This window comes from Microbacterium sp. STRO-1N (assembly GCF_057748015.1).
On sequence record NZ_CM173234.1, the window covers coordinates 2,144,546 to 2,170,403 of the forward strand.

Below are 25,858 nucleotides of genomic sequence, written 5' to 3' on the forward strand. Positions count from 1 at the left end.
ACTGTGAAAGCCGTCCGCTTCACCGCCTGGAAGACGTTCCCGACCATCGAGGATGTCCCTCGTCCGACACCGGGGCCGGGTGAAGTCCTCCTCAAGATCGCAGGCGCGGGCGCCTGCCACTCCGACGTCGCCGTCTTCGAGCAGTTCGACGAGACCATGGGCGAGCAGCTCGCACCGAGCTACACGCTCGGACACGAGAACTCCGGATGGATCGAGGAGCTGGGCGACGGCGTCACCGGTCTGGCGGTCGGCGACGCGTTCCTGTCGTACGGTCCCATCGGCTGCGGTCACTGCCCTGCGTGCTCGCGCGGGCAGGACACGTACTGCTACAACGCGGCGACTCAGCCGTATCTCGCCACCGGCCTCGGCCGCGACGGCGGCATGGCCGAGTACATGACAGTCCCGGCGCGAAACCTCGTGCCGCTCGGTGACGCCGACCCTGTCGTGGCCGCACCGCTGTCGGATGCCGGCCTCACGCCGTACCACGCGATCAAACTCGCACTTCCGAGGCTGCAGGGCGGCGGGAAGTCCGCCCTCGTGATCGGCCTCGGCGGTCTCGGCCAGATCGCCGTGCAGATCCTCACGGCGATCACCGGCGCGACGGTCTACGCCACCGATACGAAGCCCGAGGCGATGGCCGAGGCCGAGAAAGCCGGCGCGAAGACGATCGAAGGCGGCGAAGGACAGGCGGATCGTATCCGCGGAGCGACCGGTGGCCAGGGAGTCGACGCCGTCTTCGATTTCGTCGGCATCACACCGACGATCACGCTCGCTCAGCAGGTCGTCGCCCGTCGGGGGCGGATCACCGTCGTCGGCGTCGCGGGTGGTCCGGTCGAGTGGAACTTCTACGCGAACCCCTACGAGGCGGAGCTCACCAACACCTACTGGGGCACGATCGAAGAGCTGTACGAGGTCGTCGAGCTGTACCGCGCGGGCAAGATCACGCCGCAGGTGAAGACGTACTCGATGGACGAGGCGCTGCAGGCCTACCACGACCTGCACGACGGCAAGCTCAGCGGCCGCGCGGTCGTCACCCCGCACGCCTGAGTCATTCGAGTCCCGGTTCGGAGAGCACCGGAACTGACCATAGAATCGCCAGGTGTCGCTGACCGTCTGGCTCTCTCTGCTCGCAGCGTCGGTCGTCATCAGCTTCACGCCGGGCGCCGGCGCGATCAACACGATGTCGAACGCGCTCAACGAAGGCTGGCGCCGCGCCGTGTGGGGCGTGATCGGCCAGCAGCTGGCGCTGATCGTCCACGTCATGATCGTCGCGGCCGGCGTGGGTCTGCTCGTCGCCCGTTCCCCGCTGCTCTTCGACGTCGTCCGCTACGCGGGTGCCGCGTATCTCGTGTTCCTCGGCATCCGGATGATCCTGACGAAGCCGACCTCCGAGCCGGATGCCGCCCAGACGACCCGCCTGCCGGAGGGCCGACTCTCGATGGTGCGCCGCGGGTTCTGGGTCAACCTGCTCAATCCCAAGGCGATCGTGTTCTTCCTGGCATTCATCCCGCAGTTCATCCGCCTCGATCAACCCGCACTCCCCCAGTACCTGATCCTGATCTCGACTGTGGTGATCGTCGATGTCATCGTGATGTGGTTCTTCTTCGCAGCCGCAGCGAAGCCGTTCCGCCGACTCACCAGGACGTCACGCGGGCAGCGCATCCTCAACGTCGTGTTCGGCGCGCTTTTCCTCGCGGTCGCCGGGCTGCTGCTGTTCGTGCATTGATTGCATCCCTGAGCACCGTCCGCGCCCTAGGCTGGAGAACGATGCAAATGGATGCCGCGGCCTTCGAACAGCTCGTCGTCGACGAGCTGGATCTCCTGCCCGATGACATGGTCGACGGACTCGACAACGTTGTCTTCGTCGTCGAGGACCGCCCGGAGGACGGCAGTCTCGACCTGCTCGGCCTGTACGACGGACTGGCCCTCACCGAGCGCGGCCAGTACGGGCTCGGCGAGCTTCCGGATCGCATCATCGTGTACCGCGAGCCGCACCTCGAGCAGTGCGACACCGAGGATGAGCTGCGCGACGAGATCCATACGACCCTCGTCCACGAGATCGCGCACTTCTACGGCATCGACGACGAGCAGCTTCACGAACTGGGCTGGGCATGAGCACCCCGATCTCCACCCCCGCCGTCGACGAACATCTCGATCTCTCCGCCGCGCCGCTCGAGCCGTGGCAGGTCGTCGTGTGGAACGACCCCGTGAACCTCATGAGCTACGTCGTCCGCGTGTTCCGCACGTATTTCGGCTATTCACTGGATCGCGCCACTCAGTTGATGCTCGCCGTCCATCACGAGGGCCATGCCATCGTCGCCACCGGTCCGCGCGAGACGATGGAGGTGCATGCCCAGGCCATGCACGACTACGGCCTGTGGGCCACCGTCCGGAAGGCGCCGCAATGACCACCGCTTCCGTGCGACTCGAACTCGCGGCCATCGAGGGCGTCCATCTCGCGCACCTCCTGGACGAGTTCCAGGACATGCTCACCGCCGATGCGACCGAGAACGCCGGAGATCCGGCGATCGCGCGACTCGCCCCGAATCCCTACCCAGAGGACGCAGAGGCGTCCCGCGCGTTCGCCACCGCCACGCACGACGACCTGCTCGATCGCCGGATCGCTGAGGCCGCCGTCGTCAGGGCCGCCCTGTCCGGATTCGACGAGACGCAGGACGTGCTCGATGAACAGGACGCGCTCATCGCGCAGCCGATCCTGATCCCGGATGCCGAGGTGGACGCCTGGTTGCGCACGCTCACCGCTCTCCGGTTGGTGCTCGCGACCCGGTTGGGCATCGTCGACGAAGACGACCTCGACGAGGACGATCCGCGCCGCGGCGTCTACGACTGGCTCGGCTACCGGCTCGAAGGACTGATCCAATCCGCCGACGAGCTCGGTTGACCGCCGCCCGCCGCGGTCACGGGATCATCACCTGCACGTTCGCGAGTCCGCGGGGATCATCGCGGTCGATATGGGCCTGCTCCTGAGCCGCCCAGCTCTCCCAGTGCGATCGGAAGCCGTCGCCGTCACGACCGAGAGCCCGATGCCTGCGCGCCGCTGCCGGGGACTCCACCCACACCGTCACGTCGGCGATCCTGGACGTCTGCGGCGTGATCGTCCCGCACCCTTCGAGGATCACGCCGAGAGCTGGGTCGACGGCGTGACTCTCGGCATCCGCTTCGCGCTCCCAGTCCCAGCGATGCCACGTGCCGATGCGCCCGCGGCCGTGCGGACGGAGGATGCCGTCCAATGCCCGCTCGATTCCGGCATCCAGCCCATCCCAGCCCGGATACAGGGAATCCATCGCGATCACCTGCGGACGCCCTGCCAACGGCCAGCGCTCGGCGACGAGCCCGGCCAGTGTGGACTTGCCCGCACCGCTGCGACCGTCGATCAGCAGCACCGGATTGGCTGCGGACACGTCCGAGATCGCCGCGACGATCCGAGCCGCCGCCGCGTCCAGTGCTGCTCTGACCGGGTCGGGGCTACTACTTCTTGAGTGCACGGATGACACGCGCGAGCGCACGTCCCGCGACCCAGACGAACGGAATCGCCACGACGATCAGCGGAACGGGATTCGGCTCGAACCGCAGCCCCTCCTCGCGGCGCACGTAGACGCCGAGCGGGATCGAGACGCCGTAGCCGCCACCGCCTTCGCCGGCTTCGGCCGTGCCGGCGCCGAAGCCCGTCACGGTCAGGGCGACGGGCGTGATGCTCGTGCCATCAACGTCCTGCGGCTCGCCGTACGCGCTCTTCACGCCGAATTCGGCCGCCTGCTTCCCAAGTTCCACTGCGATGTTCGGCATGCGTCAACGCTAGTCCACTCCGCAGCGTGATGCGTCGTCAATCCGCACCGTGCGCTTTCGGATGCCGGGGTGCACCTCGTCCTTCTCCGCGGCCCAGGTGCCGCGCGCGCGTGATGGTCGCGTTCCCGAAGCGCGCTCTGGCACTGTCGAGGGCTCCTTCGATGCGTCGCCAGTCCTCATCGTCGTCCCACAGCGCGAATGCACCGCCACCCGCCGGCTGGAGCTTCTCGGCCCGCACTCCGACCAGACGCACCGGGCCCCGACGGTCGATCTGCTCGAACAGCTCCTGCGCCGCTGTTCCGATGCGCTGGCCGACGGCCGTGGGTTCGGACAGCGTCTGCGAGCGGTTGACGGTCGTGAAGTCGTCGAAGCGGATCTTGATCGCCACTGTCCTCGTCTCCCACTCGGCACGCCTCAGCCGTGCCGCGACACGGTCGGAAAGACGGAGCAGCTCGGAGCGCAACCACTCACGATCGGTGATGTCTACGTCGAACGTCTCCTCGTGCCCCACGCTCTTCTCGACCCGCGTGGTTTCGACCGTTCGCGGGTCCTCTCCGCGCGCGAGCTCCACCAATCGATGACCGAGCGCCGGCCCCACGGCACGGTCGAGCATGTCTTGCGGCGATTCGCGGATATCGCGGATGGTCCTGATGCCGCGTGCCTCCAGCGCCTCGGCGGCCTTCGGGCCCACGCCCCACATCGCACGCACCGGACGCGGGGCGAGGAAGTCCAGGGTGTCGGCCGCGGCGACGATCAGCATGCCGTCCGGCTTGGACAGGGTCGATGCCATCTTCGCCACGTGCTTGGTCGCCGCCACCCCGACGCTGCAGGTGATGCCGACCTCCGCGAGTACCCGCTCGCGCACCAGCTGTGCGATGCGACCAGGGCTCCCCCACAGCCGACGCACGCCCTGCACATCCAGGAACGCCTCGTCGACGGACAGCGGCTCGACCAGCGGAGTGAAGGACTCGAAGATCGCCATCACATGGCGCGAGATCTCCTGATAGCGCGCGAAGTCCGGCAACACGATGCGCGCCCCGGGACACAGCCGCAACGCCTGGGAGACCGGCATGGCAGCTCGCACGCCGTAACGCCGCGCCTCGTACGAGGCGCTGGAGACCACCGAACGACCGTCCGGCGCGCCGATGATCAGCGGCAGTCCGCGCAGGGATGGGTCATCGAGCACGGCGACAGCCGCGTAGAACGCGTCCATGTCGACATGCAGGATGCGCGTTCCCGCGTCGTCCGCACCGTCCGGTGAGACGATACGGCCCGAACCATCACCGCGCCCCATGCGTCCATTCTCGCCGAGGCCACGGACATCGAGTGCCCGTGGCCGTCATCGAACGGATGTCACTGCGCGGCGCGCTCCAGGATGAGCTCGCGCACGCGCGCAGCATCCGCCTGGCCCTTCATCGCCTTCATGACCGCACCGATGATGGCACCGGCGGCCTGGACCTTGCCGTCCTTGATCTTCGCCATGACATCGGGCTGCGCCGCCAGTGCGTCGTCGATCGCCGCGATAAGCGCGCCGTCATCCGAGACGACCGCGAGACCACGGGCGTCCACGACCTCTTGAGGAGTGCCCTCGCCGGCGATCACGCCTTCGAGCACCTGGCGCGCGAGCTTGTCGGTGAGGATGCCCGCGTCGACGAGCTTCTGCAGCGCGGCGACGTTCTCGGGGCTGATCAGCTCCGCGGCGTCCTTCTCCGCGGCGTTCGCCTGGCGCGAGATCTCACCCGTCCACCACTTGCGCGCGGCAGCGGGCGCTGCGCCGGCGGCGATCGTCGCCTCGACGACGTCGAGCAGGCCGCCGTTGCGGACGTCCTGGAACTCCAGATCGGTGAATCCCCACTCGGTCATCAGCCGGCGACGGCGTGCGACCGGCTGCTCCGGCAGCACAGCGCGCAGCTCCTCGATCAGCTCCGCAGGCGGCTGCACCGGCAGCAGGTCCGGTTCGGGGAAGTACCGGTAGTCATCGGCATCCGACTTCGGGCGACCGGGCGAGGTCGTACCGGTGTCCTCGTGCCAATGCCTCGTCTCCTGCGTGATCGTCCCGCCGTCGGCGAGGATCGCGGCCTGACGCTGGATCTCGTAGCGGACGGCGCGCTCGACCGAGCGCATCGAGTTGACGTTCTTCGTCTCGGTGCGCGTGCCGAGCTTCTCCTGACCGCGCGGACGCAGGGAGACGTTGGCGTCGCAGCGCAGGTTGCCGCGCTCCAGGCGGGCCTCCGAGATGCCGAGGCCGCGCACGATGTCGCGGATGGCGGCGACGTACGCCTTGGCGATCTCCGGTGCACGGTGCTCGGCGCCGAAGATCGGCTTCGTGACGATCTCGACGAGTGGGACCCCGGCGCGGTTGTAGTCGACGAGCGAGTACTCGGCGCCCTGAATGCGTCCGGTCGCACCACCCATGTGGGTGAGCTTTCCGGCATCCTCCTCCATGTGCGCACGTTCGATCGGAACCGTGACGATCGTGCCGTCCTCGAGTTCCACCTCGACCGAGCCCTCGTAAGCGATCGGCTCGTCGTACTGCGAGATCTGATAGTTCTTGCCGAGGTCGGGGTAGAAGTAGTTCTTCCGCGCGAAGCGGCTGGACTCGGCGATCGAGCAGCCCAGCGCGAGCCCCAGGCTGATCGAGGACCGGATCGCCGTCGCGTTCACGACCGGAAGCGAGCCGGGAAGACCGAGATCCACCGGCGCGATGAGCGTGTTGGGCTCGGCGGCGTGGTACTTCTCGTTCGCCGGGTTCGGCGCGTCCGAGAACATCTTGGTCTCGGTGTTGAGTTCGACGTGCACTTCGAAGCCGAGCACCGGCTCGAACAGCTCGAGCGCCTTGTCGAAGTCCATCAGCTTGGCAGCGGCCATCAGCGGTTCCCTCCAGCGAGCTCCGGAGCCCGGGTCAGCAGCGGTGCACCCCACGAATCGACGAGCAGCGTCTCGAGCGCAGCCCCCACCCGGTACAGGCGAGCGTCCTCGTGCGCGGGAGCCAGGAACTGGATGCCGACGGGCAGACCGTCCTCGGCCGCGAGGCCGGAGGGAATCGAGATCCCCGGCACACCCGCGAGGTTCGCGGGGATCGTCGTGACATCGTTCAGGTACATCTGCAGCGGGTCGTCGATGCGCTCGCCGATCTTGAACGCGGTCGTCGGAGCCGAAGGCGTCGCGATGACATCGACGTCGGCGAAGGCGTTCGCGAAGTCCTGCTGGATGAGCGTGCGGACCTTCTGCGCGCTGCCGTAGTAGGCGTCGTAGTACCCGGCGGACAGCGCGTAGGTGCCCAGGATGATCCGGCGCTTGACCTCGTCACCGAACCCGGCCTCGCGCGTCGCGGACATGACGTCCTCGACCGTCGCGCCGCCCTCGGGCGTCACACGCAGTCCGAAGCGGACCGAGTCGAACTTCGCCAGGTTGCTGGATGCCTCAGCGGGCAGGATCAGGTAGTACGCGGCCACGCCGTACTCGAAGTGGGGCGTGGAGATCTCGACGATCTCGGCACCGTTCGCCTCGAGCAGTGCGAGCGACTCGCGGAAGGATGCGGCGACGCCGGGCTGGAATCCGGAGTCCGGAAGCTCCTTGATGACACCGACCCTGAGCCCCTTGAGCACCTCGCCACGGGCACCGTCTCGTGCGGCGTCGGCGAAAGACGGCCAGACATCGGTGAGCGACGTGGAATCCTTCGGGTCGTGGCCACCGATCACGTCGTGCAGGAGCCCGGCATCCAGCACCGTCCGGGTGACCGGGCCGACCTGGTCGAGGCTGGAGGCCAGCGCGATCGCGCCGTACCGGCTCACGCCGCCGTACGTCGGCTTGATGCCGACCGTGCCGGTGACGTGCGCCGGCTGACGGATCGATCCGCCGGTGTCCGAGCCCAGCGCCAGCGGAGCTTCGAACGCGGCGACAGCCGCCGCCGAGCCGCCGCCGGATCCGCCGGGGATGCGGTCGAGGTCCCACGGGTTGCGGGTCGGACCATAGGCGGAGTGCTCCGTGGAGGAACCCATCGCGAACTCGTCCATGTTGGTCTTGCCCAGCGGCACGAGACCAGCGGCGCGCGACCGTGCCACGACCGTCGCGTCGTACGGCGAGAGATAGCCCTCGAGGATCTTCGACCCGCTCGTGGTCGGCTGGTCCGTGGTGACCAGGACGTCCTTGATCGCCAGGGGGACGCCGGCGAGCGGGTGCAGCTGCTCCCCAGCCGCGCGTGCCGCGTCGACCGCGTCCGCCGCTGCCAGGGCACCCTCGTTCACGTGCAGGAAGGCGTGCACGTCGCCGTCGACGGCCGCGATGCGATCGAGGTGCGCCTGGGTGGCCTCGCGGCTGGAGACCTCGCCGGCCGTCAGCTTGCCCGCGAGCTCCGCGGCGGTCCAGCGGATGATGTCGCTCACTGCTCTTCTCCCAGGATCGCGGTCACACGGAAGCGTCCGTCGGCGGCATCCGGTGCGTTCTGCAGCACCTGCTCGTGCGTCAGCGTCTGACCGACCACGTCGGGACGGAAGACGTTCGCGAGCGGGATCGGGTGGCTCGTCGCCGCGACGTCCAGGGTGGCGACCTCTGAGACCTTCGCGATGTTGTCGACGATGGCGTCGAGCTGGCCCGTGAGCCGCGTCACCTCGTCGTCGTTCAGCTGGATGCGCGCGAGCACGCCGAGATGGCGTACGAGTTCGGGGGTGATTTCAGACACCCGTCCAGTCTAGTTCGCAGCGGCCGATCCCCTGCGACGCCGCAGCACCGCAATAGGCTGTTGCCCATGACGACGTTCGATCCTCCTCGTCCCTGGGTCGCCAGCTATGCCGCCGGCGTCCCCGAAGACCTCGCACCGGTGCAGGGGTCTCTCATCGACATCGTCGCCGCTTCGGCGCGCGACTATCCCGACGCGCCGGCGCTGCAGTTCTTCGGCCGCGAGACCAGCTATCGGCAGCTGCAGGAGCAGATCGATCGCGCCGCAGCCGGGCTCCGTGAACTCGGTGTGAAGGCGGGCGACCCCGTCGCCATCGTGCTGCCGAACTGTCCGCAGCACATCGTCGCCTTCTACGCCGTCCTGCGCGTCGGCGCCGTCGTCGTCGAGCACAATCCCCTCTACACGCCCCGCGAACTGCGAAAGCAGTTCGAGGATCACGGTGCCAAGCACGCCATCGTCTGGAACAAGGTCGTGGGAACCGTTCAGGAGTTCCCCGCCGACCTCGCCGTGTCGACACTCGTCTCGGTCGATGTCACGAAGGGGATGCCGCGACTCACGCAGCTCGCCCTGAAGCTCCCGATCGCCAAGGCGCGCGAATCACGTGCCGCGCTGACCGAGAAGGTCCGCGGGACGGTGCTGTGGGAGCGCGTGGTGTCATCCGACCCGCTGCCCGCATCCCACCCCAAGCCGCAGACCGATGACCTGGCGATCATCCAGTACACCTCCGGCACGACAGGCACGCCGAAGGGCGCGGCGCTCACGCATCGCAATCTGCTCGCCAACGCCGCGCAGTCGCAGGCCTGGGTTCCCTCGATCCAGCGCGGGAACGGCTGCGTCGTGTATGCCGTGCTGCCGATGTTCCACGCGTACGGCCTGACCCTGTGCCTGACCTTCGCGATGTCGATGGGTGCGCGCTTGGTGCTGTTCCCGAAGTTCGACCCCGATCTCGTGCTGGATGTGATCAAGAAGCACCCCGCGACCTTCCTGCCGCTCGTTCCGCCGATCGCCGACCGCCTGCTCAGCGCGGCGAAGGCGAAGGGCGTCTCGCTTCGCGGCATCGAGGTCGCGATCTCCGGCGCGATGGCACTGCCGCACGAACTCGTCGTGCCGTTCGAGGAGGCCACCGGCGGCTACCTCGTCGAGGGCTACGGCCTCAGCGAGTGCTCGCCCGTCCTCATGGCGAACCCGGTGGCCGATCACCGTGTCCCCGGCACGGTCGGCCTGCCGCTGCCGGGCACGGAATGCCGCGTCGTCGACCCAGACGAGCCCACGAAGGACGTCGCACCCGGGTCTGCCGGAGAACTCGTCGTCCGAGGCCCGCAGGTGTTCTCCGGCTACTACGGCAAGCCGGAGGCCACCGAGGAGGTCTTCGTCGACGGCTGGTACCGCACCGGCGACATCGTCACGATCGATGACGCCGGCTTCGTCCGCATCGTCGACCGCATCAAGGAGCTCATCATCACGGGCGGGTTCAATGTGGCCCCCACCGAGGTCGAGAACGCCCTGCGCCAGCACCCACTGGTTTCGGATGCCGCCGTCGTCGGACTTCCGAGCGATCACTCCGGCGAGGAAGTCGTCGCAGCGATCCTGGTGGACGACGCAGACGACATCGACGTGGAAGCCATCCGGGAGTTCGCCCGCGGCATCCTGACGCCCTACAAGGTCCCGCGGCGGGTGTTCGTCGTCGACGAGCTGCCCAAGTCGCTGATCGGCAAGGTGCTGCGTCGCCAGGTCAAGGAGCGGCTTCTCGCACTGACGAGCGGGTCCTGACCGACGATCTCACAGACACGGGGCGTCCCGTAGCGCTACCTTTAGGTAGTGACCCCTGAAGACGCAGTGCTGACCGACGCCCCCGAGGAATCCCCCGCAACCCCAGGATTCGAGGAGCTCGGCATCACCGGGCCCGTTCTCAAAGCCATCCGAGACCTCGGATATGAGACCCCCTCGCCGATCCAGGCGGCGACCATCCCGACCCTGTTGAGCGGACGCGATGTCGTCGGCATGGCGCAGACCGGTACCGGCAAGACGGCGGCCTTCGCGCTGCCGGTGCTCGAGCGGCTGGATGTCTCCCAGAAGATCCCGCAGGCTCTCGTGCTCGCCCCGACCCGCGAGCTCGCGCTGCAGGTGTGCGAGGCGTTCGAGTCGTACGCGTCGAAGATGAAGGGCGTCCACGTCCTGCCGGTCTACGGCGGACAGGGCTACGGCGTGCAGCTGTCGGCGCTGCGCCGCGGCGTGCACGTGATCGTCGGCACGCCCGGTCGCATCATGGACCACCTCGCCAAGGGCACCCTCGACCTGTCCGAGCTGAAGTACCTCGTGCTCGACGAGGCCGACGAGATGCTCAAGATGGGCTTCGCCGAGGATGTCGAGCAGATCCTCGCGCAGACCCCCGCAGAGAAGCAGGTGGCGCTGTTCTCGGCGACCATGCCGGCGACGATCCGCCGCCTCGCGCAGCAGTATCTGCGCGATCCCGAAGAGATCAGCATCAAATCGAAGACGGCGACCGGCACGAACATCACACAGCGCTACCTGGTGGTCTCGTACCAGCAGAAGGTGGACGCTCTGACGCGCATCCTCGAGGTGGAGAACTTCGACGGCATGATCGTGTTCGTCCGCACCAAGAACGAGACCGAGACGCTCGCCGAGAAGCTGCGTGCCCGCGGATACTCGGCGGCCGCCATCAACGGCGACGTTCCGCAGGTTCAGCGCGAGCGCAGCGTGAACCAGCTCAAGGACGGCAAACTCGACATCCTCGTCGCGACCGACGTCGCCGCCCGTGGTCTGGATGTCGAGCGCATCAGCCACGTGATCAACTTCGACATCCCCACCGACACCGAGTCCTACGTGCACCGCATCGGCCGCACGGGTCGGGCCGGCCGCTCCGGTGACGCGATCAGCTTCATCACCCCGCGTGAGCGCTACCTGTTGAAGTCGATCGAGAAGGCGACGCGTCAGGCTCCGGCGCAGATGCAGCTGCCCAGCACCGAGGACATCAACACGACGCGACTCGCACGCTTCGACGACGCCATCACGACCGCGCTGAGCGAGACGAGTCGCATCGAGGCCTTCCGCGACATCGTCGCGCACTACGTCCGCAATCACGACGTCCCCGAGGGCGACGTCGCCGCCGCACTGGCGGTCGTAGCGCAGGGCGAGACGCCCCTGCTTCTCGACCCCCAGAACGACCCGCTGGCGCGCGCTGTCGCCGCGGATAACCGGCCGCCCCGCGAGTCCGGTTCCCGCCCGGAGCGCGGTGAGCGCCCGCCGCGCACCGAGCGCCGTGGGCGCGGAGACTACGCGGCCTACCGCATCGAGGTCGGCCGCCGCCACCGCGTGGAGCCGCGCCAGATCGTCGGAGCGCTCGCGAACGAGGGCGGCCTCGGCCGCGACGACTTCGGGGCGATCAAGATCAACCCGGACTTCTCGATCGTCGAGCTTCCGTCGAACCTGGATGCTTCGGTGCTCGACAAGCTGAAGGACACCCGCATCTCGGGCCGCCTGATCGAGATCAAGCCGGATCGTGGCCCTGGGGCCCGTCGCCCGCGCGACGACGACAAGCGTCGTGACGACCGCCCCCAGTACGACCGAGACAGCCGTCCGCCGCGCGGAGACCGCGACGACAAGCCGTTCCGCAAGCCCCGCCACAAGGGCTGAACCGCGTCTCCTCGCGAGACTTCCTCCGCTGAGCGAGACCGAGCCGGGCCTGCTCGGTCTCACGGCAGCGGCGACGTTTTCGCGACTCTGACACGCGTCGGTTACTGTGACGACATGGTGAAGGTGCGGTGGGCGCGGGTCGAGGACGCCGCCGGCGTGGCGGAAGTGCATGTGGATGCCTGGCGATCGGCGTACGCCGGGCTCATCGATCAGGCGATCCTGGACGGACTGGACCTCGAACGCCGGACCACGATGTGGACCGGCTTCATCACGCAGTCGCTGCAAGGTCTTCCGCCGAAGGGCTATGACGAGCCGGCGCATCGCCTGCTCGTCGCGGAGGACGACGGCCGGATCGTCGGCTGGGCCGGATTCGGCCCTGGTCGGGACGCGGACCAGTCGCATCGCGGCGAGCTCGCCGGGCTCTACGCCCACCCCTCCGTCTGGTCGCACGGCATCGGGCGTGCCCTGGTCGCGCGGGTCGACGACGAGCTCCGCGACAGCGGCTTCGCCGATGCCTACCTCTGGGTGCTCGACGGCAACCAGCGTGCGATTCGATTCTACGAAAGCCACGGCTGGCTGGCTGACGGCGGCGAGAAGTACGGGGATGCCGGAGGCGCCACCGGCCTTCATGAACTCCGCCACGTCCGCGTGCTCTGATCAGACCTGCGCCAGCGGGACATGCGGGACGCCGTCCAGCGCGTTCACGCGCGGAACTCCCCCGGGCGCGGCTGTTCCCACGCCGGGATCGCGCAGCCGGCATCCCACGGGAATCGTCCCTCCGCGTCCGCATAGGTGAGCTGAAACGCGGGAACAGAACGCGCGTCCGGCCGGCGGTAGTACGAGTTCGCGGAGAACAGGATCTGCCCCGGGTTCGGCAGCGTCTCGACGACCAGCTCGTCGCCGCGGGCGAGCCGGATCATCTGGCCCGGCGACAGCTCCGCCCCCTGGCGAACGCGTGCCGCGACGTCGTTGAGCACGGTCGCGGCGCAATCCGGACACATCCCCATCACCAGCAACTCCGGATGCTGCAGCCCGAACAGGCCTACCGTGTACGCGAACTGCGTGGTTCTGGTCGATGGATCGCCACCGACGAACTGGATGAAGACACCGTGCTGGCGGATGATGCGCCTCACGCGTCGATCCAGTTCCTGCATCCACGTCGTGATCTGCGCGTCGGTCGGAGACTTCCTGGTACCCATGTGATCCTCCTCGATCAGGTGTGTGAGATCGAGATTAGAACATAGATACGACATTGGATTCGTGTCGTTGAACGCGCATCCTGGACACATGGAATCGATCAGCGTCATCGTCACCGGTCGCGTGCAGGGCGTCGGCTATCGCTGGTTCGTACACGACCTGGCGTCATCGCGCGGCGTGTCGGGATGGGTGCGCAATCGGCGTGACGGTGCGGTCGAGGCCGAGCTCCACGGCGACCGCGCGCAGATCGACGGAATCCTTCGTGCGATGCGCACCGGCCCACCCCATGCGCACGTCGACGGTCTCGAGGTGCGCGAGATCCCGGCGGGCACGACCGATGGGTTCGAGATCCGGCCTGCGCGATGACGGGCACGGTCAGATCGAGCCGAAATCGTGCCTCGAGATGGTCGCGGCGAGAACCGGTACGTCGACGACCCCTCCGGTATCGACGCGGATCACGGGGAAGCCCGTCATCGGACGCGCGACCTGCGATGCGGCGTCCCATTCGGCGATGCGTCCCCCGTCGTCGTGCACGCCGTGCCGTGGTCGCGTCAGGTAGCGATCGCGCATGACGTCGTGCGCTGCCTCGCACCAGACTTCCAGCCCCACGGAAGAACCCACCGCCTCGCAACCCCGGCGGAACCAGTGCTCGTCGCGCCCGGCCAGCCAGACCGACTCCACGAGCACGGTCCCTTCCAGCATCCCTGCCATCCGCCAGAGCGCGTCGGTCGCCAGTGCCCCCACCGCGCGCGTGGGCAGCGACGCGTCGACGGCATCGCCGAGCGCTTCCTTGATCGCGACCAGCGGCACCCCGAGCTCGCGCGCCAGCGGCCGGGCCAGTGTCGTCTTGCCGGCTCCCGCCATGCCGTTGAGGACGATGAGACGGTCAGCCACCGACATCCGCCGATGAACGAGCGAGCTTCGCGGCCACATCGATGACGGGCTCCGGATGCGCGAGCAGCGACCGCTGCGCCGGATTGCCGATGAGATGCGCGAGCAGACGGTGCGCACCGAGGACGGTCGGCGCCCAGTATCCGCCCACATGGTGCCGGCTCAGCGGCAGTGTCGTCGACGCGCCGTCCACGACCAGCTCGACCGAGCCGTCGTCCGGGTCGAAATCGATCAGGTCCGCGGTGACCACCGTGAGCGCTCCGATCACGACCGTACTCACGAGTCCGGGCAACCGGAACCGCGTCGTCGGAACGTCGAGCGTCACACGCTCGACGTCGTTCCACGCGAGCACTCCGCGACCTTCTGCGCCATCGCGGAGAATGACCGCATCAGGCGTCAACCGGAGGTGATAGCGCCCCGGATCCCCGATCGCCACGGCGCCTGGGACGGCGATCAGCGGACCGTAGCGCTTCATGCCAGCGCGTCCGGCCCCTCAGTGACGAGGATGCGGAACTGCTCCGCATCCAGGATCCGGATGCCGAGTTCTTCCGCCTTGGCGAGCTTCGAGCCGGCTCCTGGTCCGGCGGCGACGAAATCGGTCTTCTTCGAGACGCTGGAGGCGGCCTTGCCACCGGCATTGATGATGGCCTCCTGCGCGCCGTCGCGCGTGAATCCTTCGAGGCTGCCGGTCGCGACGATCGTCAGCCCATCGAGCACGCCGCCCTCGGCCACCGCGGCCCCAGGGCCGGGGTGGCCAGGGGTCGCCCACTGCACGCCGGCCGCCGCCCACTGCTCGACGATCTCGCGATGCCAATCGACCTCGAACCAGTCCAGCAGGGAATCCGCGATGATCCCTCCCACTCCTTCCACGGCCGCGAGCTCCTCGCGGGATGCGGCGCGGATCGCATCCAGCGAGCCGAACCACTGCGCGAGCGCACGCGCTGCAACCGGGCCGACGTGGCGGATGTTGAGGGACACGAGCAGTCGCCACAGTTCCTTCGTCTTCGCCTTCTCCAGTTCGGCGAGCAGCTTGATCGCGGCCGACGACGGCTGCGCCGCGTTGGCTCCGTTCTTCTTCTCGGCCGGGGTCGGATTGCGCCGGAAGGGCGAGCGAGTCTTCACGACACCGTCGTCGTCCTGCTTCGGGAGTCCGGTCTCGCTGTCGCGCACGACCACGGAGATCGGGACGAGATCCTCGAGCGCCAGCGAGAACAACCCGGCCTCGGTGTCGAGAGGTGCGGCGGCGGGTGGCTCGGCCTGCGTGAGCGCAGCAGCGGTCACCTCGCCGAGCACCTCGATGTCGAGAGCACCTCGCGAGCCGATGTGCTCGACGCGACCGCGGACCTGTGCGGGGCACGACCGCGCGTTCGGGCAGCGCAGGTCGATGTCGCCCTCCTTCATGGGGCGCAGCGGCGTGCCGCACTCCGGACACCCCACGGGCATCACGAACTCGTGCTCTGTGCCGTCGCGTTTCTCGACCACGGGGCCCAGCACCTCGGGGATCACGTCCCCGGCCTTGCGCAGCACGACCGTGTCGCCGATCAGTACGCCCTTGGCTTTGACCACGTCCTTGTTGTGCAGCGTCGCTTGACGTACGACGGAACCGGCGACATGCGCGGGGGCCATGACCGCGAAAGGTGTGGCGCGGCCGGTGCGCCCGACCGAGACGACGATGTCGAGCAGCTTCGTCTGCACCTCTTCGGGCGGGTACTTGTACGCGATCGCCCATCGCGGCGCACGGCTGGTCATGCCGAGTTCGTCGTGCAGAGCGAGTTCGTCGACCTTGACGACGATGCCGTCCAGTTCGTGCTCGATGTCATGCCTGTGCTCGCCGTAGTGCGCGACGAAGGCGACGACGTCGTCGATCTGCTCGCACACCCGGAAGTGCGGACTCGTGGGAAGCCCCCAACCGGCGAGCAGGTCGTACACCTCGCTCTGCGCCGCCACCGGCGGGTTCGGCCACGCACCGATGCCGTGCACGTACATCGCCAGCGATTCGATGCGAAGGAGGCCCGCCTCGAGCTCGAGCCCGTCCTTCTTGTCGAGCTGCTGACGCAGACCGCCGCTGGCGGCATTGCGCGGGTTAGCGAATGCGGGGAACCGCCGCGCAGCCGCCGCACGAGCCTTCTCTTCCTCGAAGGGCCTCTTCGCGCCGCCGCGGTTCTCCCACCGCGCGAGCGCATCGGCGTGAGCGCGTTCGCGGAACGAGGCCTGCGCCGCGTTGAGCCGCTCGAAGGCAGCGACGGGGATGAACACCTCGCCGCGCACCTCCACGATGTCGGGGTGCCCCTCCCCGCTCAGCCGCTCGGGGATCTCCGGCAGGCGCAGCGCGTTCTCGGTGACGATCTCGCCGACACGACCGTCGCCGCGCGTCGCCGCCGATGTCAGCATGCCCTTCTCATAGCGCAGGTTGATCGCGAGTCCGTCGATCTTGAGTTCGGTGAGCCACGCCACGGAACGTCCCGCGGAGGCCTGCGCCTTGGCGGCCCACTCCCGGAGTTCGTCGATGGAGAAGACGTTGTCGAGGCTCAGCATCCGCTCGGCGTGCTCGATCGTCGCGAGGCCGGTCGCCTCCGCGGCCCCGACCATCTGCGTCGGCGAATCCTGACCCTGGAGCTCTGGATGCAGCCTCTCGAGCTCTTCCAGGCGCCGCATCCAGGTGTCATAGGTCGCATCGTCGACGAGCGACGTGTCGCGCCCGTAGTACGCGTCCTTCGCCTCGAGGATACGAGTCGTCAGCTCTTCGGCTTCGAGGCGGGCGTCTTCCAGCGAGATGTTCTCCGGCACAGGATGAGTCTACGAGCGGGCGCCGACATCGAGCGGCTTCAAACGCCTACCGGGACCGCCGATACCGTCGTGTCGATCGTGAACTGTCCGAGTACGCGCGTCCCGACATACAGCACGGCGGTCTGTCCTGGTGCCACGCCGGTGAGGGGTTCGTCGGGGACGACGCGGACCCCGGCATCCGTCACGAATGCCCGAGCCGGGACCGGCTCGGCGTGTGCGCGGATCTGCACCTCGCAGGAGAATTCAGACGCGGTCGGCGCGGCGCCTGCCCAGCTGAACCGCTCTCCCGAGATCTCCGCGATCGCCAGCGCCTCCTTCGGACCGACCACGACCGTGTTCGAGACAGGCCGCACCTCGAGCACGAAACGCGGCTTGCCGTCCGGGGCCGGCACGCCGAGGTGAAGGCCGCGTCGCTGCCCGACCGTATAGCCGTGCGCTCCTTCGTGCGAGCCCACCACGGCGCCGGTGCGATCGACGATCTCGCCGGTTGCCGTGCCGACCTTCTCCGCGAGCCATCCGCGGGTGTCGCCGTCGGGGATAAAGCAGATGTCGTGGCTGTCCGGCTTCTGCGCGACGCTGAGTCCGCGTTCGGCGGCCTCGGCGCGGACAAGCGCCTTGGACGGCGTCGAGCCGAGCGGGAAGTACGTGTGCGCGAGCTGCTCGGTCGTCAGGACGCCGAGGACGTACGACTGGTCCTTCGCATTGTCCGACGCCCGGTGCAGCTCCAGGCCGTCCTCCGTCGGCACCAGGGTCGCGTAGTGACCGGTGCACACTGCATCGAACCCGAGTTCCAGCGCGCGCTCCAGGAGGGCGGCGAACTTGATCTTCTCGTTGCAGCGCATGCACGGATTCGGCGTCCGGCCGGCCTGATACTCGTTGATGAAGTCGTCGATCACATCGTCGCGGAAGCGCTCCGAGAAGTCCCACACGTAGAACGGGATGCCGAGGCGATCCGCCGCGCGGCGGGCATCCATGGCGTCCTCGATCGTGCAGCATCCGCGACTGCCGGTGCGCAGGGTTCCGCCGGCGCGCGAAAGCGCGAGATGCACGCCGACGACCTCGTGGCCCGCCTCGACGGCTCGTGCTGCCGCGACGGCGGAGTCCACGCCGCCGCTCATTGCCGCCAGGATTCGCATGGGTCCAGTCTACGAGCCGCTGGCTGAACCGGACCCGGATGCCCGCGCGTACACGTCCGAGATCACCGCGAGCACGGCATCCACGTCCTGGTCGGTGGAGGTGCGACCGAGCGTGAAGCGCAGCACGCTGCGCGCGTCCTGCTCGCTGCGTCCCATCGCCATCACGACGTGCGACGGCTCGGCGACGCCGGCCTGGCACGCGGAGCCGGTCGACGCGGCGATCCCGGCGACATCCAGCAGGAACAGCAGGCTCTCCCCCACCGCCCCAGGAAACAGCACATGCGCGTTCCCCGGGAGCCGGTCGATCTGGTCGCCGAGCGGCACGGCATCCGGCACGCGATCCAGGATGCCGGAGACCAGCCGATCGCGGAGCCGGGCGAGCCGCACCGATTCCGCATCGCGCTCCGCCTCGGCGCACTCGACAGCAGCCGCGAACGCCGCGGCCCCGGCGATGTCCTGCGTTCCGGCGCGCAGCCCGCGCTGCTGGGCGCCGCCGTGCATCAGCGCGCTCATCCGCGCCGTCCGCGCCACGACGAGCGCCCCGACCCCGACCGGGGCGCCGATCTTGTGTCCGGCGACGCTCATCGCCACCAGGCCGGACCCCGCCGGTGCGTCGCCGCGGAGTTCGCGGTACGACAGGGGCACGTGTCCGAGGGCGGCGACGGCGTCGAGATGAAGCGCCACGGCGGCGTCACTCGCTGCGCGCGACAGTGCGGCCGCATCGTTGATCGTCCCCGCCTCGTTGTTGGCCATCAAGGCGGTCGCCAGCGCCGCTCCGGGAAGAGCAGCGGCGAACGCGGCCGCATCGATGCGGGCCTGATCCGTCACGCGCACCGCGCGCACCTCGGCGCCCTCGCGCGCCAGGGCAGCCACAGTGTCGACCGTGGCGTGGTGCTCGGCATCCGGCAGCACGATCGCGCTCGTCCGCGGAGGGCGCGAGGTCCAGAGCCCCCGCAGTGCCGTATTGATGGACTCGGTTCCGCCCGAGGTCAGCACGACCTCGATCGGATCGCACCCGAGGACCGCGGCGATGCGCTCGCGGGACTCCTCGAGAAGGCGACGGGCGTCCTGACCAGCGCCGTGCGTCGACGACGCATTGCCGATCACCGACACCGCCTGCAGCCATGCGTCCCGGGATTCGGGACGCAACGGGGTCGTCGCCGCGTGGTCGAGATAGTGCTGCATGCTTCGATTCTCCCCCGTTTCACGCGCCCCGGAGCAGGAATCGGTCGTGGAACCGAGTGCTACCTGACATGAGACTGCAACACAAGCGGCCTAGGGTGTTACTCATGCCCGTGTCCCGTGCGTTCGCCGCCCCCGGCGGATCCCACCTCGATGACCTCGGTGTCCGTCTCCACGACGGCACCGCGACCCTGCGCGTCTGGTCCCAGAACGCGTCATCCGTCGAACTCGTCATCTTCGACGAGACCGACCTCGACTGGGTCACCGACACCGTCGACCTGGAACGTCGGCCGGGCAGCGTGTGGGAGGTCACGACGGACCTGCTGCAGCCCGGCACCCGATACGCGCTGCGCGTCGGAGGGCCGCACGGCCCCGGGAACACGTTCAATCCCGAGACGCTGCTGCTCGACCCGTACGCGAAGGGCCTCGCCCAGGGGGACGGCTACGAGGAATGGCGCTCCGTGGTCATCGCCGACGGCTTCGACTGGGGCGGGGTGCACAAGCCCCGGATCCCACTGGACCGCACCGTCGTCTACGAGGGCCACCTCAAGGGCATGACCAAGCGGCATCCCGGTGTCACGCCCGCCCTGCACGGCACCTACGCCGGTCTCGCGCACCCCGCCATGATCGAGTACTTCCACTCGATCGGCGTCACGACGATCGAGCTGCTGCCGATCCACGCGTTCGTCCCCGAGCCGCGCCTCCTCGAACGGGGCCTGACGAACTACTGGGGTTACAACACGCTGAACTTCTTCACCCCGCACGCCGCGTACGCCAGCGACGATGCGCGCAAGGAGGGTCCGGAGGCCGTGCTCTCCGAGTTCAAAGGCATGGTCCGGCTGCTGCATGAAGCCGGCCTCGAGGTCGTCCTCGACGTGGTCTACAACCACACCTCGGAAGAGGGCATCGGCGGTCCTCGATCGAGTCTGCGCGGCATCGACAACGCCGGATACTACCGGCAGCAGCCCGACGGCGCGTACGTCGACACCACCGGATGCGGCAACACGCTGGACACGTCGACGGATGCCGTGGCACGGCTGGTCCTCGATTCGCTGCGCTACTGGGCGAACGAGATGCAGATCGACGGCTTCCGGTTCGACCTCGCCGCGGCTCTCGGCCGAAACGCCACGCACGAATACGACCGCGAGCATCCGCTGCTGCGGGCGATTCTGGAGGATCCGCTCCTGCAGGACGTCAAGATGATCGCCGAGCCGTGGGACGTCGGTCTCGGCGGGTGGCAGACCGGGAACTTCCCCGACGGCTTCATGGAGTGGAACGACCGCTATCGCGATCGCGTCCGCAACTTCTGGCTCAGCGACATCGACTACGCCAGGCGGGCATCGGCTCCGGTCGGCATCGGCGGATTCGCGACGAGGCTGGCTGGCTCGTCCAACACCTTCGCGGACGAACGCGGTCCGCTCGCGAGCGTCAACTTCGTCACCGCGCACGACGGCTTCACACTGCACGACCTCGTCTCGTACGACGTCAAGCACAACGAGGCCAACGGCGAGAACAATCATGACGGCGCCGACATGAACCGTGCGTTCAACCACGGCGCCGAAGGGCCGACCGATGACCCGACGATCCTCGCCGCCAGGCGGAAGGCCATGCGCAATCTGCTCGGCACCGTGCTGCTGTCCGCCGGCATCCCGATGCTCACCGCCGGAGACGAGACGGGGCGCACCCAGCGCGGCAACAACAACGCGTATGCGCATGATTCGGCGCTCACCTGGTTGAACTGGGAGTTCGAGCCGTGGCAGGAGGATCTGCGAGCGCACGTCGCGACGCTGACCCGACTGCGCCGGGAGAATCCGGCGCTGCGTCCCAGCAGGTACGCGCGCCTGGGCGAGCACATCCCCAACGCGAGCGTCATGGACTGGTACGACCAGAACGGCGAGACGATGGAGCAGGAGCAGTGGACCGACCCCGGTAACCGCACACTGCAGTACGTCGCGGCGTCCACCCCTGAGTCCGAGGACTTCAACCGCATCCTGCTGATCGTCCACGGGACCGAGACACCCATCGACATCACGCTGCCGGATGCCGTCGAAGGGGCGACACGGTTCGTCTCGCTGTGGTCCAGCGCCGACGAGAATCCGGATGCCGAGCAGCGGATCCTCGCCCCGGGAGACGTCCTCCCCGTGCCGGGAACATCCATGCATCTGTTCCGGGTGGAGTGACACGCGCAACCGCGTCGCGCGCGGGTGCCACCGGAGGCGCAGGAGCGGTACATTCGGGATATGGCCGCACGCACGGTATCCCGTTCCGAGGCTCTGAGGAGCCCCGCCCAGATTCCTCTGCGGTCCGCTCCGGCGACCGCCGTCCCCGAGGCGATACGCACCGGCCGGATTCCGCTGGCGGATTCCCGTCCGACCGTCCCCGGCGGGTTCGATGCCAAGGCGTTCGCCGGCGAGGTGGTGCCGTTCAGCGTCATCGCATTCCGCGAGGGGCATGATCGCATCGGCGTGCACGTCCGTCTCACCGCACCCGACGGCGCGCAGACCCTGCATCGGCTCACGCCGCTGAACGACGGCACCGATCGCTGGGAGGCGGAGATCGCGCTCGATCTCCGCGGACTGTGGCGCTACCGCTTCGAAGCGTTCTCGGACGACCACGCGACCTGGGCGCACGCCGCCGCGGTGAAGATCGGTGCCGGCGTCGACGTCGAGGTGATGACGGCATCCGGCGCACAGCTCTTCGCCCGCGCCGCGGCGGAGAAGGACCGCCCTGCGGCCGAACGCCGTCGTCTGTCGGCCGTCGCCCTCGCGCTCGGCGAAGCGGATGCCGCCGTGACCCTCGAGGTGGCGGGCGACGCCGAGCTCGCAGCTCTCTTCGCGGCGCGCCCCGTGCGCACGCTCGTCACGGAATCGGCCGAGCAGCGCATCCTGGTGGAGCGCACACGTGCCGGCGTCGGCGCCTGGTACGAATTCTTCCCCCGTTCCGAGGGCGCGAAGCGGACGAGGGACGGCGCGATCGTCAGCGGGACCTTCCGCACCGCGACCAAGCGGCTGCCGGCGGTCGCCGACATGGGCTTCGAGGTGCTGTACCTGCCGCCGATCCACCCGATCGGCCGCAGCCATCGCAAGGGGCCGAACAACACGCTGAACGCCGGCCAGAACGACCCAGGCTCACCGTGGGCGATCGGATCGGCCGACGGCGGTCACGACGCGGTCCATCCCGATCTGGGCACGCTGGCGGACTTCCGCGCCTTCGTGCGCGCGGCGCACAAGGCCGGGCTCGAGATCGCCCTGGATCTGGCGCTGCAGGCCTCGCCCGACCATCCGTGGGTGGCCGAGCATCCGGAGTGGTTCACGACGCTTCCGGACGGTTCCATCGCGTATGCGGAGAACCCGCCGAAGAAGTACCAGGACATCTACCCCATCAACTTCGACAACGATCCTGACGGGATCTGCGCCGAGGTGCTGCGCGTCATCGAGCATTGGATCTCGCAGGGGGTGAGCATCTTCCGCGTCGACAACCCGCACACCAAGCCGCTCTGGTTCTGGGAATGGCTGATCGCGCGTGTGAACGAACGGCATCCGGACGTCGTCTTCCTCGCCGAGGCGTTCACGCGCCCTGCTCCCCTGCGCGGACTCGCCGCCGCCGGTTTCCAGCAGAGTTACACGTACTTCACCTGGCGCAACAGCAAGGCCGAGCTTGAAGATTTCCTCTCCTCGCTCGCGACGGAGACCGCGGACTACCTGCGCCCCAACCTCTTCGTCAACACTCCGGACATCCTCACGGAGTACCTGCAGTTCGGCGGCAGGGCGGCGTACCGGATCCGCGCGGCCATCGCCGCCACTGCGGCACCGGTCTACGGCGTGTACGCCGGCTACGAGCTCTACGAGAACGTCGCCCGTCCCGGCGCCGAGGAGAACATCGACAACGAGAAGTACGAGTACAAGCTGCGCGACTTCGCGGCTGCCGAGGCTGCGGGCGACTCCCTCGCGCCGTATCTGCGACGGCTGAACGAGATCCGCCGCGACCACCCGGCTCTGCGTCAACTGCGCAATCTCGCCGTGCACTGGAGCGACGATGATGCGGTGCTGGTGTATTCGAAGCATCTCGACGCCGCGTTCACCGGCACCGGATCGTCCGACACCGTCCTCGTCGTGGCCAATGTCGATCCGCACTCGGTGCGGGAGACGACGGTGCACCTCGACACCCGCATCTGGGGTGTCGCCCCAGGGGAGACGTTCGAGGTGCAGGATCTCATCACCGGGCAGATCTGGACCTGGAACGATCACGACTACGTTCGGCTCGACGCGTTCGCCGAGCCGGTGCACATCCTGACAGTGAAGGAGCGATCATGAGCTACGTCGAGGACGTCACCGAAGCCGAGGACTGGGCGCAGATCGCCGTCGGCGCGCATCACGCACCGCATGATCTGCTGGGGGCGCATCCGACGACGGATGCCGCGGGCCGAACGCTCACGACCATCCGCGTCCGCCGCCCGCTCGCCGACGAGGTGAGCGTCGTGTTCGCCGACGGGCAGCGACTGGCGCTGACTCATTCCGCGCACGGCATATGGGAGGCCAGGCACGAGGGACCGCCGGTCGCCTACCGTGTCGCGGCCGCGTACGGCGACGAGGACGAGATCGTGACCGGCGACCCCTATCGGCATCTGCCGACGCTGGGCGACATGGACCTGCATCTCATCGCCGAGGGACGCCACGAGCGGCTCTGGGACGTCCTGGGGGCGCATCCGAAAGCGCACGGCTCAGAACTCGGAACCGCGTTCGCCGTCTGGGCGCCGAATGCCCGCGCCGTGCGCGTGGTGGGCGACCACAACGGATGGGAGGGCACCGGGCATCCGATGCGCTCACTCGGATCGAGCGGCATCTGGGAGCTGTTCATCCCCGACGTCACCATCGGGACGCGCTACAAGTACGAGATCCTCACTCGCGATGGTCGTTGGATCCTCAAGGCCGACCCGATGGCCCAGGCCGCGCAGCTCCCGCCCGAGACGGCATCCGTGGTGACGGCATCCGCCTACGTCTGGCAGGACGGCGCCTGGATGACGCGCCGTGCGGCCACGCACGCCGTCGCCCAACCGATGTCGGTCTACGAGGTGCATCTCGGCTCGTGGCGTCACGGACTCGGATACCGCGACATGGCCGATCCGCTCATCGAGCATGTGAAGGCGACCGGCTTCACACATATCGAACTCATGCCCGTCGCCGAGCATCCGTTCGGCGGCTCCTGGGGCTACCAGGTCAGCGGGTACTACGCCCCGACGAGCCGGTTCGGCTCCCCCGACGATCTGCGCTACCTCATCGATCGCCTGCACGGCGCGGGTATCGGCGTCATCCTGGACTGGGTGCCAGGGCACTTCCCGAAGGATGCGTTCGCGCTCGCCCGTTTCGACGGCGAGTCGCTGTACGAGCACCCCGACCCTCGTCGCGGCGAGCACCAGGACTGGGGCACGCTGATCTTCGACTACGGCCGGCCGGAGGTCCGCGGCTTCCTCGTCGCGAATGCGCTCTACTGGCTCGAGCAGTTCCACATCGACGGACTGCGAGTGGATGCCGTGGCCTCCATGCTCTATCTGGACTACTCCCGCAAGGACGGCGAGTGGGAGCCGAACATCCACGGCGGACGTGAGAACCTCGAGGCCATCCGGTTCCTGCAGGAGGCGAACGCCACCGCATACCGTCTGCACCCCGGCATCGTCATGATCGCCGAGGAGTCGACGAGCTTCCCCGGTGTCACCGCGCCGACCGAGCACGCCGGACTGGGCTTCGGCTTCAAGTGGAACATGGGCTGGATGAACGACTCGCTCGTCTACATCCAGCGCGACCCGGTGCACCGCTCGCACCACGAGGGCGAGATGACGTTCTCGTTCGTGTACGCGTTCGGGGAGAACTACATCCTGCCGATCAGTCACGACGAGGTCGTGCACGGCAAGAAGAGCTTGGTCGCGAAGATGCCGGGAGACCACGCGCATCAACTGGCGAACGCGCGCGCGTACCTCGCGTACATGTGGGGCCATCCGGGCAAGAACCTGCTGTTCATGGGGCAGGAGTTCGGCCAGCTCTCGGAATGGTCGGAGTCCCGCGAGCTGGATTGGTGGCTGCTCGATCAGCCGGCGCACCGTCAGCTGATGGACTTCGTCGGATCGCTCAACACCACCTACCGTGCTCAGGCGCCCCTCTGGGAGCGCGACGGCGACGCATCCTCGTTCACGCGGATGGGTGGTCCGTCCTGGGACCCGAACGTGATCGCGTTCGAACGACGCGATGCGCACGGCGGCCGGCTGGTGGTGGTCAGCAACTTCTCCGGTACGACGCGCACCGCGTTGCCGCTGACCTTCAGCGTGGAAGGCGTGTGGCAGGAGGTTCTGAACACCGACGCCGCCGCTTTCGGCGGCTACGACGTCGGCAACCTCGGCATGGTGGTCGCGCACCCCGAGCAGGATGCCGGGGCGCCGGTGGCCGCGGTCACGCTACCCGCCCTGTCGACGCTGTGGCTGCGCCACCAGCCGGATCCGCACGTGCCGACTGTATCGCACGGCTGACAGCGAGCG

At 68.3% G+C, this 25,858-nt stretch carries 24 protein-coding genes; 12 read left to right on the forward strand and 12 right to left on the reverse strand.

Annotated elements, in window-relative coordinates; all coding sequences use genetic code 11:
• Nucleotides 1-3: 3 nt before the first annotated feature.
• The 5 genes from AC3ANJ_RS10320 to AC3ANJ_RS10340 are packed head-to-tail and all read left to right on the forward strand — an operon-like array spanning nt 4 to nt 2,902.
• Nucleotides 4-1,047, forward strand: a complete 1,044-nt coding sequence (locus tag AC3ANJ_RS10320) for an NAD(P)-dependent alcohol dehydrogenase (protein WP_488316233.1) — start codon at nt 4-6, stop codon at nt 1,045-1,047.
• 52 nt (nt 1,048-1,099) lie between these two features.
• Nucleotides 1,100-1,726 (forward strand): LysE family transporter, encoded by a 627-nt coding sequence (locus tag AC3ANJ_RS10325; protein ID WP_488316234.1) that lies wholly within the window; start codon nt 1,100-1,102, stop codon nt 1,724-1,726.
• A 41-nt stretch (nt 1,727-1,767) separates the two neighbouring features.
• The gene (locus AC3ANJ_RS10330; RefSeq protein ID WP_406250096.1) at nt 1,768-2,115 is read left to right on the forward strand and encodes a metallopeptidase family protein; all 348 of its coding nucleotides are present in this window, start codon (nt 1,768-1,770) and stop codon (nt 2,113-2,115) included.
• Nucleotides 2,112-2,408, forward strand: a complete 297-nt coding sequence (gene clpS, locus AC3ANJ_RS10335; RefSeq protein ID WP_488316235.1) for an ATP-dependent Clp protease adapter ClpS — start codon at nt 2,112-2,114, stop codon at nt 2,406-2,408. The genes AC3ANJ_RS10330 and clpS overlap by 4 nt, the downstream gene beginning before the upstream one ends.
• Complete coding sequence (locus AC3ANJ_RS10340) at nt 2,405-2,902, forward strand: DUF2017 family protein (protein ID WP_488316236.1); 498 nt, start codon at nt 2,405-2,407, stop codon at nt 2,900-2,902. Before clpS ends, AC3ANJ_RS10340 begins: the two co-directional genes overlap by 4 nt.
• Before the next feature lie 16 nt (nt 2,903-2,918).
• Here AC3ANJ_RS10340 and AC3ANJ_RS10345 read toward each other — a convergent pair whose 3' ends face one another.
• Genes AC3ANJ_RS10345 through gatC form a run of 6 tightly spaced genes read right to left on the reverse strand, consistent with a single transcriptional unit; the run spans nt 2,919 to nt 8,488 of the window.
• Complete coding sequence (locus AC3ANJ_RS10345) at nt 2,919-3,506, reverse strand: nucleoside/nucleotide kinase family protein (RefSeq protein ID WP_488316237.1); 588 nt, start codon at nt 3,504-3,506, stop codon at nt 2,919-2,921.
• Nucleotides 3,490-3,807, reverse strand: coding sequence for a hypothetical protein (locus AC3ANJ_RS10350; protein WP_488316238.1), 318 nt, complete (start codon nt 3,805-3,807; stop codon nt 3,490-3,492). The genes AC3ANJ_RS10345 and AC3ANJ_RS10350 overlap by 17 nt, the downstream gene beginning before the upstream one ends.
• 37 nt (nt 3,808-3,844) lie before the next feature.
• Entirely contained in the window at nt 3,845-5,101 is a 1,257-nt protein-coding gene (dinB, locus tag AC3ANJ_RS10355) for a DNA polymerase IV (protein ID WP_488316239.1), read from the reverse strand.
• Between the two features lie 59 nt (nt 5,102-5,160).
• Nucleotides 5,161-6,675, reverse strand: coding sequence for an Asp-tRNA(Asn)/Glu-tRNA(Gln) amidotransferase subunit GatB (gene gatB / locus AC3ANJ_RS10360; protein WP_488316240.1), 1,515 nt, complete (start codon nt 6,673-6,675; stop codon nt 5,161-5,163).
• Nucleotides 6,675-8,192: an Asp-tRNA(Asn)/Glu-tRNA(Gln) amidotransferase subunit GatA gene (gene gatA, locus AC3ANJ_RS10365; RefSeq protein ID WP_488316241.1), complete on the reverse strand. Its 1,518-nt coding sequence runs from the start codon at nt 8,190-8,192 to the stop codon at nt 6,675-6,677. The genes gatB and gatA overlap by 1 nt, the downstream gene beginning before the upstream one ends.
• Complete coding sequence (gene gatC / locus AC3ANJ_RS10370; RefSeq protein ID WP_488316242.1) at nt 8,189-8,488, reverse strand: Asp-tRNA(Asn)/Glu-tRNA(Gln) amidotransferase subunit GatC; 300 nt, start codon at nt 8,486-8,488, stop codon at nt 8,189-8,191. Before gatC ends, gatA begins: the two co-directional genes overlap by 4 nt.
• Nucleotides 8,489-8,554: 66 nt before the next feature.
• Between gatC and AC3ANJ_RS10375 the strand changes: the two genes are divergently transcribed.
• From AC3ANJ_RS10375 to AC3ANJ_RS10385, 3 genes are all read left to right on the forward strand, one after another.
• On the forward strand, nt 8,555-10,255 hold the full coding sequence (locus AC3ANJ_RS10375) for a long-chain-fatty-acid--CoA ligase (RefSeq protein ID WP_488316243.1): 1,701 nt from the start codon (nt 8,555-8,557) through the stop codon (nt 10,253-10,255).
• Nucleotides 10,256-10,321: 66 nt separating this feature from the next.
• Nucleotides 10,322-12,139: a DEAD/DEAH box helicase gene (locus AC3ANJ_RS10380; protein ID WP_488319264.1), complete on the forward strand. Its 1,818-nt coding sequence runs from the start codon at nt 10,322-10,324 to the stop codon at nt 12,137-12,139.
• Between the two features lie 114 nt (nt 12,140-12,253).
• Nucleotides 12,254-12,796: a GNAT family N-acetyltransferase gene (locus AC3ANJ_RS10385; RefSeq protein ID WP_488316244.1), complete on the forward strand. Its 543-nt coding sequence runs from the start codon at nt 12,254-12,256 to the stop codon at nt 12,794-12,796.
• Nucleotides 12,797-12,840: 44 nt separating this feature from the next.
• On the opposite strand, the gene AC3ANJ_RS10390 is transcribed toward AC3ANJ_RS10385, so the two are convergent.
• Nucleotides 12,841-13,338, reverse strand: a complete 498-nt coding sequence (locus AC3ANJ_RS10390) for a DUF4262 domain-containing protein (RefSeq protein ID WP_488316245.1) — start codon at nt 13,336-13,338, stop codon at nt 12,841-12,843.
• Between the two features lie 88 nt (nt 13,339-13,426).
• Here AC3ANJ_RS10390 and AC3ANJ_RS10395 point away from each other — a divergent pair, with 88 nt between their 5' ends.
• Nucleotides 13,427-13,702 carry an acylphosphatase gene (locus tag AC3ANJ_RS10395; RefSeq protein WP_488316246.1) on the forward strand — a complete coding sequence of 92 codons (276 nt, stop codon included), beginning with the start codon at nt 13,427-13,429 and terminating at the stop codon, nt 13,700-13,702.
• A 9-nt stretch (nt 13,703-13,711) separates the two neighbouring features.
• Here the strand turns inward: AC3ANJ_RS10395 and AC3ANJ_RS10400 are convergent, their stop codons facing one another.
• Genes AC3ANJ_RS10400 through AC3ANJ_RS10420 form a run of 5 tightly spaced genes read right to left on the reverse strand, consistent with a single transcriptional unit; the run spans nt 13,712 to nt 19,335 of the window.
• A complete protein-coding gene (locus tag AC3ANJ_RS10400; RefSeq protein WP_488316247.1) occupies nt 13,712-14,230 on the reverse strand; it encodes a P-loop nucleotide/nucleoside kinase family protein in 519 nt (172 codons plus the stop codon).
• Complete coding sequence (locus AC3ANJ_RS10405; protein ID WP_488316248.1) at nt 14,223-14,702, reverse strand: hypothetical protein; 480 nt, start codon at nt 14,700-14,702, stop codon at nt 14,223-14,225. Before AC3ANJ_RS10405 ends, AC3ANJ_RS10400 begins: the two co-directional genes overlap by 8 nt.
• A complete protein-coding gene (gene ligA, locus AC3ANJ_RS10410; protein WP_488316249.1) occupies nt 14,699-17,014 on the reverse strand; it encodes an NAD-dependent DNA ligase LigA in 2,316 nt (771 codons plus the stop codon). Before ligA ends, AC3ANJ_RS10405 begins: the two co-directional genes overlap by 4 nt.
• Before the next feature lie 38 nt (nt 17,015-17,052).
• On the reverse strand, nt 17,053-18,132 hold the full coding sequence (gene mnmA, locus AC3ANJ_RS10415) for a tRNA 2-thiouridine(34) synthase MnmA (RefSeq protein ID WP_488319265.1): 1,080 nt from the start codon (nt 18,130-18,132) through the stop codon (nt 17,053-17,055).
• Nucleotides 18,133-18,159: 27 nt separating this feature from the next.
• Nucleotides 18,160-19,335, reverse strand: a complete 1,176-nt coding sequence (locus AC3ANJ_RS10420) for a cysteine desulfurase family protein (protein ID WP_488316250.1) — start codon at nt 19,333-19,335, stop codon at nt 18,160-18,162.
• Nucleotides 19,336-19,439: 104 nt separating this feature from the next.
• Here AC3ANJ_RS10420 and glgX point away from each other — a divergent pair, with 104 nt between their 5' ends.
• Genes glgX through glgB form a run of 3 tightly spaced genes read left to right on the forward strand, consistent with a single transcriptional unit; the run spans nt 19,440 to nt 25,849 of the window.
• Nucleotides 19,440-21,512, forward strand: a complete 2,073-nt coding sequence (glgX, locus tag AC3ANJ_RS10425; protein WP_488316251.1) for a glycogen debranching protein GlgX — start codon at nt 19,440-19,442, stop codon at nt 21,510-21,512.
• 60 nt (nt 21,513-21,572) lie between these two features.
• Nucleotides 21,573-23,645 carry a maltotransferase domain-containing protein gene (locus AC3ANJ_RS10430; RefSeq protein ID WP_488316252.1) on the forward strand — a complete coding sequence of 691 codons (2,073 nt, stop codon included), beginning with the start codon at nt 21,573-21,575 and terminating at the stop codon, nt 23,643-23,645.
• Nucleotides 23,642-25,849, forward strand: a complete 2,208-nt coding sequence (glgB, locus tag AC3ANJ_RS10435) for a 1,4-alpha-glucan branching protein GlgB (RefSeq protein WP_488316253.1) — start codon at nt 23,642-23,644, stop codon at nt 25,847-25,849. Before AC3ANJ_RS10430 ends, glgB begins: the two co-directional genes overlap by 4 nt.
• The last annotated feature ends 9 nt before the right edge of the window (nt 25,850-25,858 follow it).

What these genes read in the sequence shown, in the direction of transcription:
- AC3ANJ_RS10350 (WP_488316238.1), bottom strand. Translation starts at nt 3,807, where the DNA reads ATGCCGAACATCGCAGTGGAACTTGGGAAGCAGGCGGCCGAATTCGGC.
- AC3ANJ_RS10395 (WP_488316246.1), top strand. Translation starts at nt 13,427, where the DNA reads ATGGAATCGATCAGCGTCATCGTCACCGGTCGCGTGCAGGGCGTCGGC.
- AC3ANJ_RS10390 (WP_488316245.1), bottom strand. Translation starts at nt 13,338, where the DNA reads ATGGGTACCAGGAAGTCTCCGACCGACGCGCAGATCACGACGTGGATG.
- AC3ANJ_RS10340 (WP_488316236.1), top strand. Translation starts at nt 2,405, where the DNA reads ATGACCACCGCTTCCGTGCGACTCGAACTCGCGGCCATCGAGGGCGTC.
- dinB (WP_488316239.1), bottom strand. Translation starts at nt 5,101, where the DNA reads ATGGGGCGCGGTGATGGTTCGGGCCGTATCGTCTCACCGGACGGTGCG.
- AC3ANJ_RS10385 (WP_488316244.1), top strand. Translation starts at nt 12,254, where the DNA reads ATGGTGAAGGTGCGGTGGGCGCGGGTCGAGGACGCCGCCGGCGTGGCG.
- AC3ANJ_RS10330 (WP_406250096.1), top strand. Translation starts at nt 1,768, where the DNA reads ATGCAAATGGATGCCGCGGCCTTCGAACAGCTCGTCGTCGACGAGCTG.
- AC3ANJ_RS10405 (WP_488316248.1), bottom strand. Translation starts at nt 14,702, where the DNA reads ATGAAGCGCTACGGTCCGCTGATCGCCGTCCCAGGCGCCGTGGCGATC.
- AC3ANJ_RS10375 (WP_488316243.1), top strand. Translation starts at nt 8,555, where the DNA reads ATGACGACGTTCGATCCTCCTCGTCCCTGGGTCGCCAGCTATGCCGCC.
- gatB (WP_488316240.1), bottom strand. Translation starts at nt 6,675, where the DNA reads ATGGCCGCTGCCAAGCTGATGGACTTCGACAAGGCGCTCGAGCTGTTC.
- glgX (WP_488316251.1), top strand. Translation starts at nt 19,440, where the DNA reads ATGCCCGTGTCCCGTGCGTTCGCCGCCCCCGGCGGATCCCACCTCGAT.
- mnmA (WP_488319265.1), bottom strand. Translation starts at nt 18,132, where the DNA reads ATGAGCGGCGGCGTGGACTCCGCCGTCGCGGCAGCACGAGCCGTCGAG.
- glgB (WP_488316253.1), top strand. Translation starts at nt 23,642, where the DNA reads ATGAGCTACGTCGAGGACGTCACCGAAGCCGAGGACTGGGCGCAGATC.
- AC3ANJ_RS10430 (WP_488316252.1), top strand. Translation starts at nt 21,573, where the DNA reads ATGGCCGCACGCACGGTATCCCGTTCCGAGGCTCTGAGGAGCCCCGCC.
- AC3ANJ_RS10420 (WP_488316250.1), bottom strand. Translation starts at nt 19,335, where the DNA reads ATGCAGCACTATCTCGACCACGCGGCGACGACCCCGTTGCGTCCCGAA.
- clpS (WP_488316235.1), top strand. Translation starts at nt 2,112, where the DNA reads ATGAGCACCCCGATCTCCACCCCCGCCGTCGACGAACATCTCGATCTC.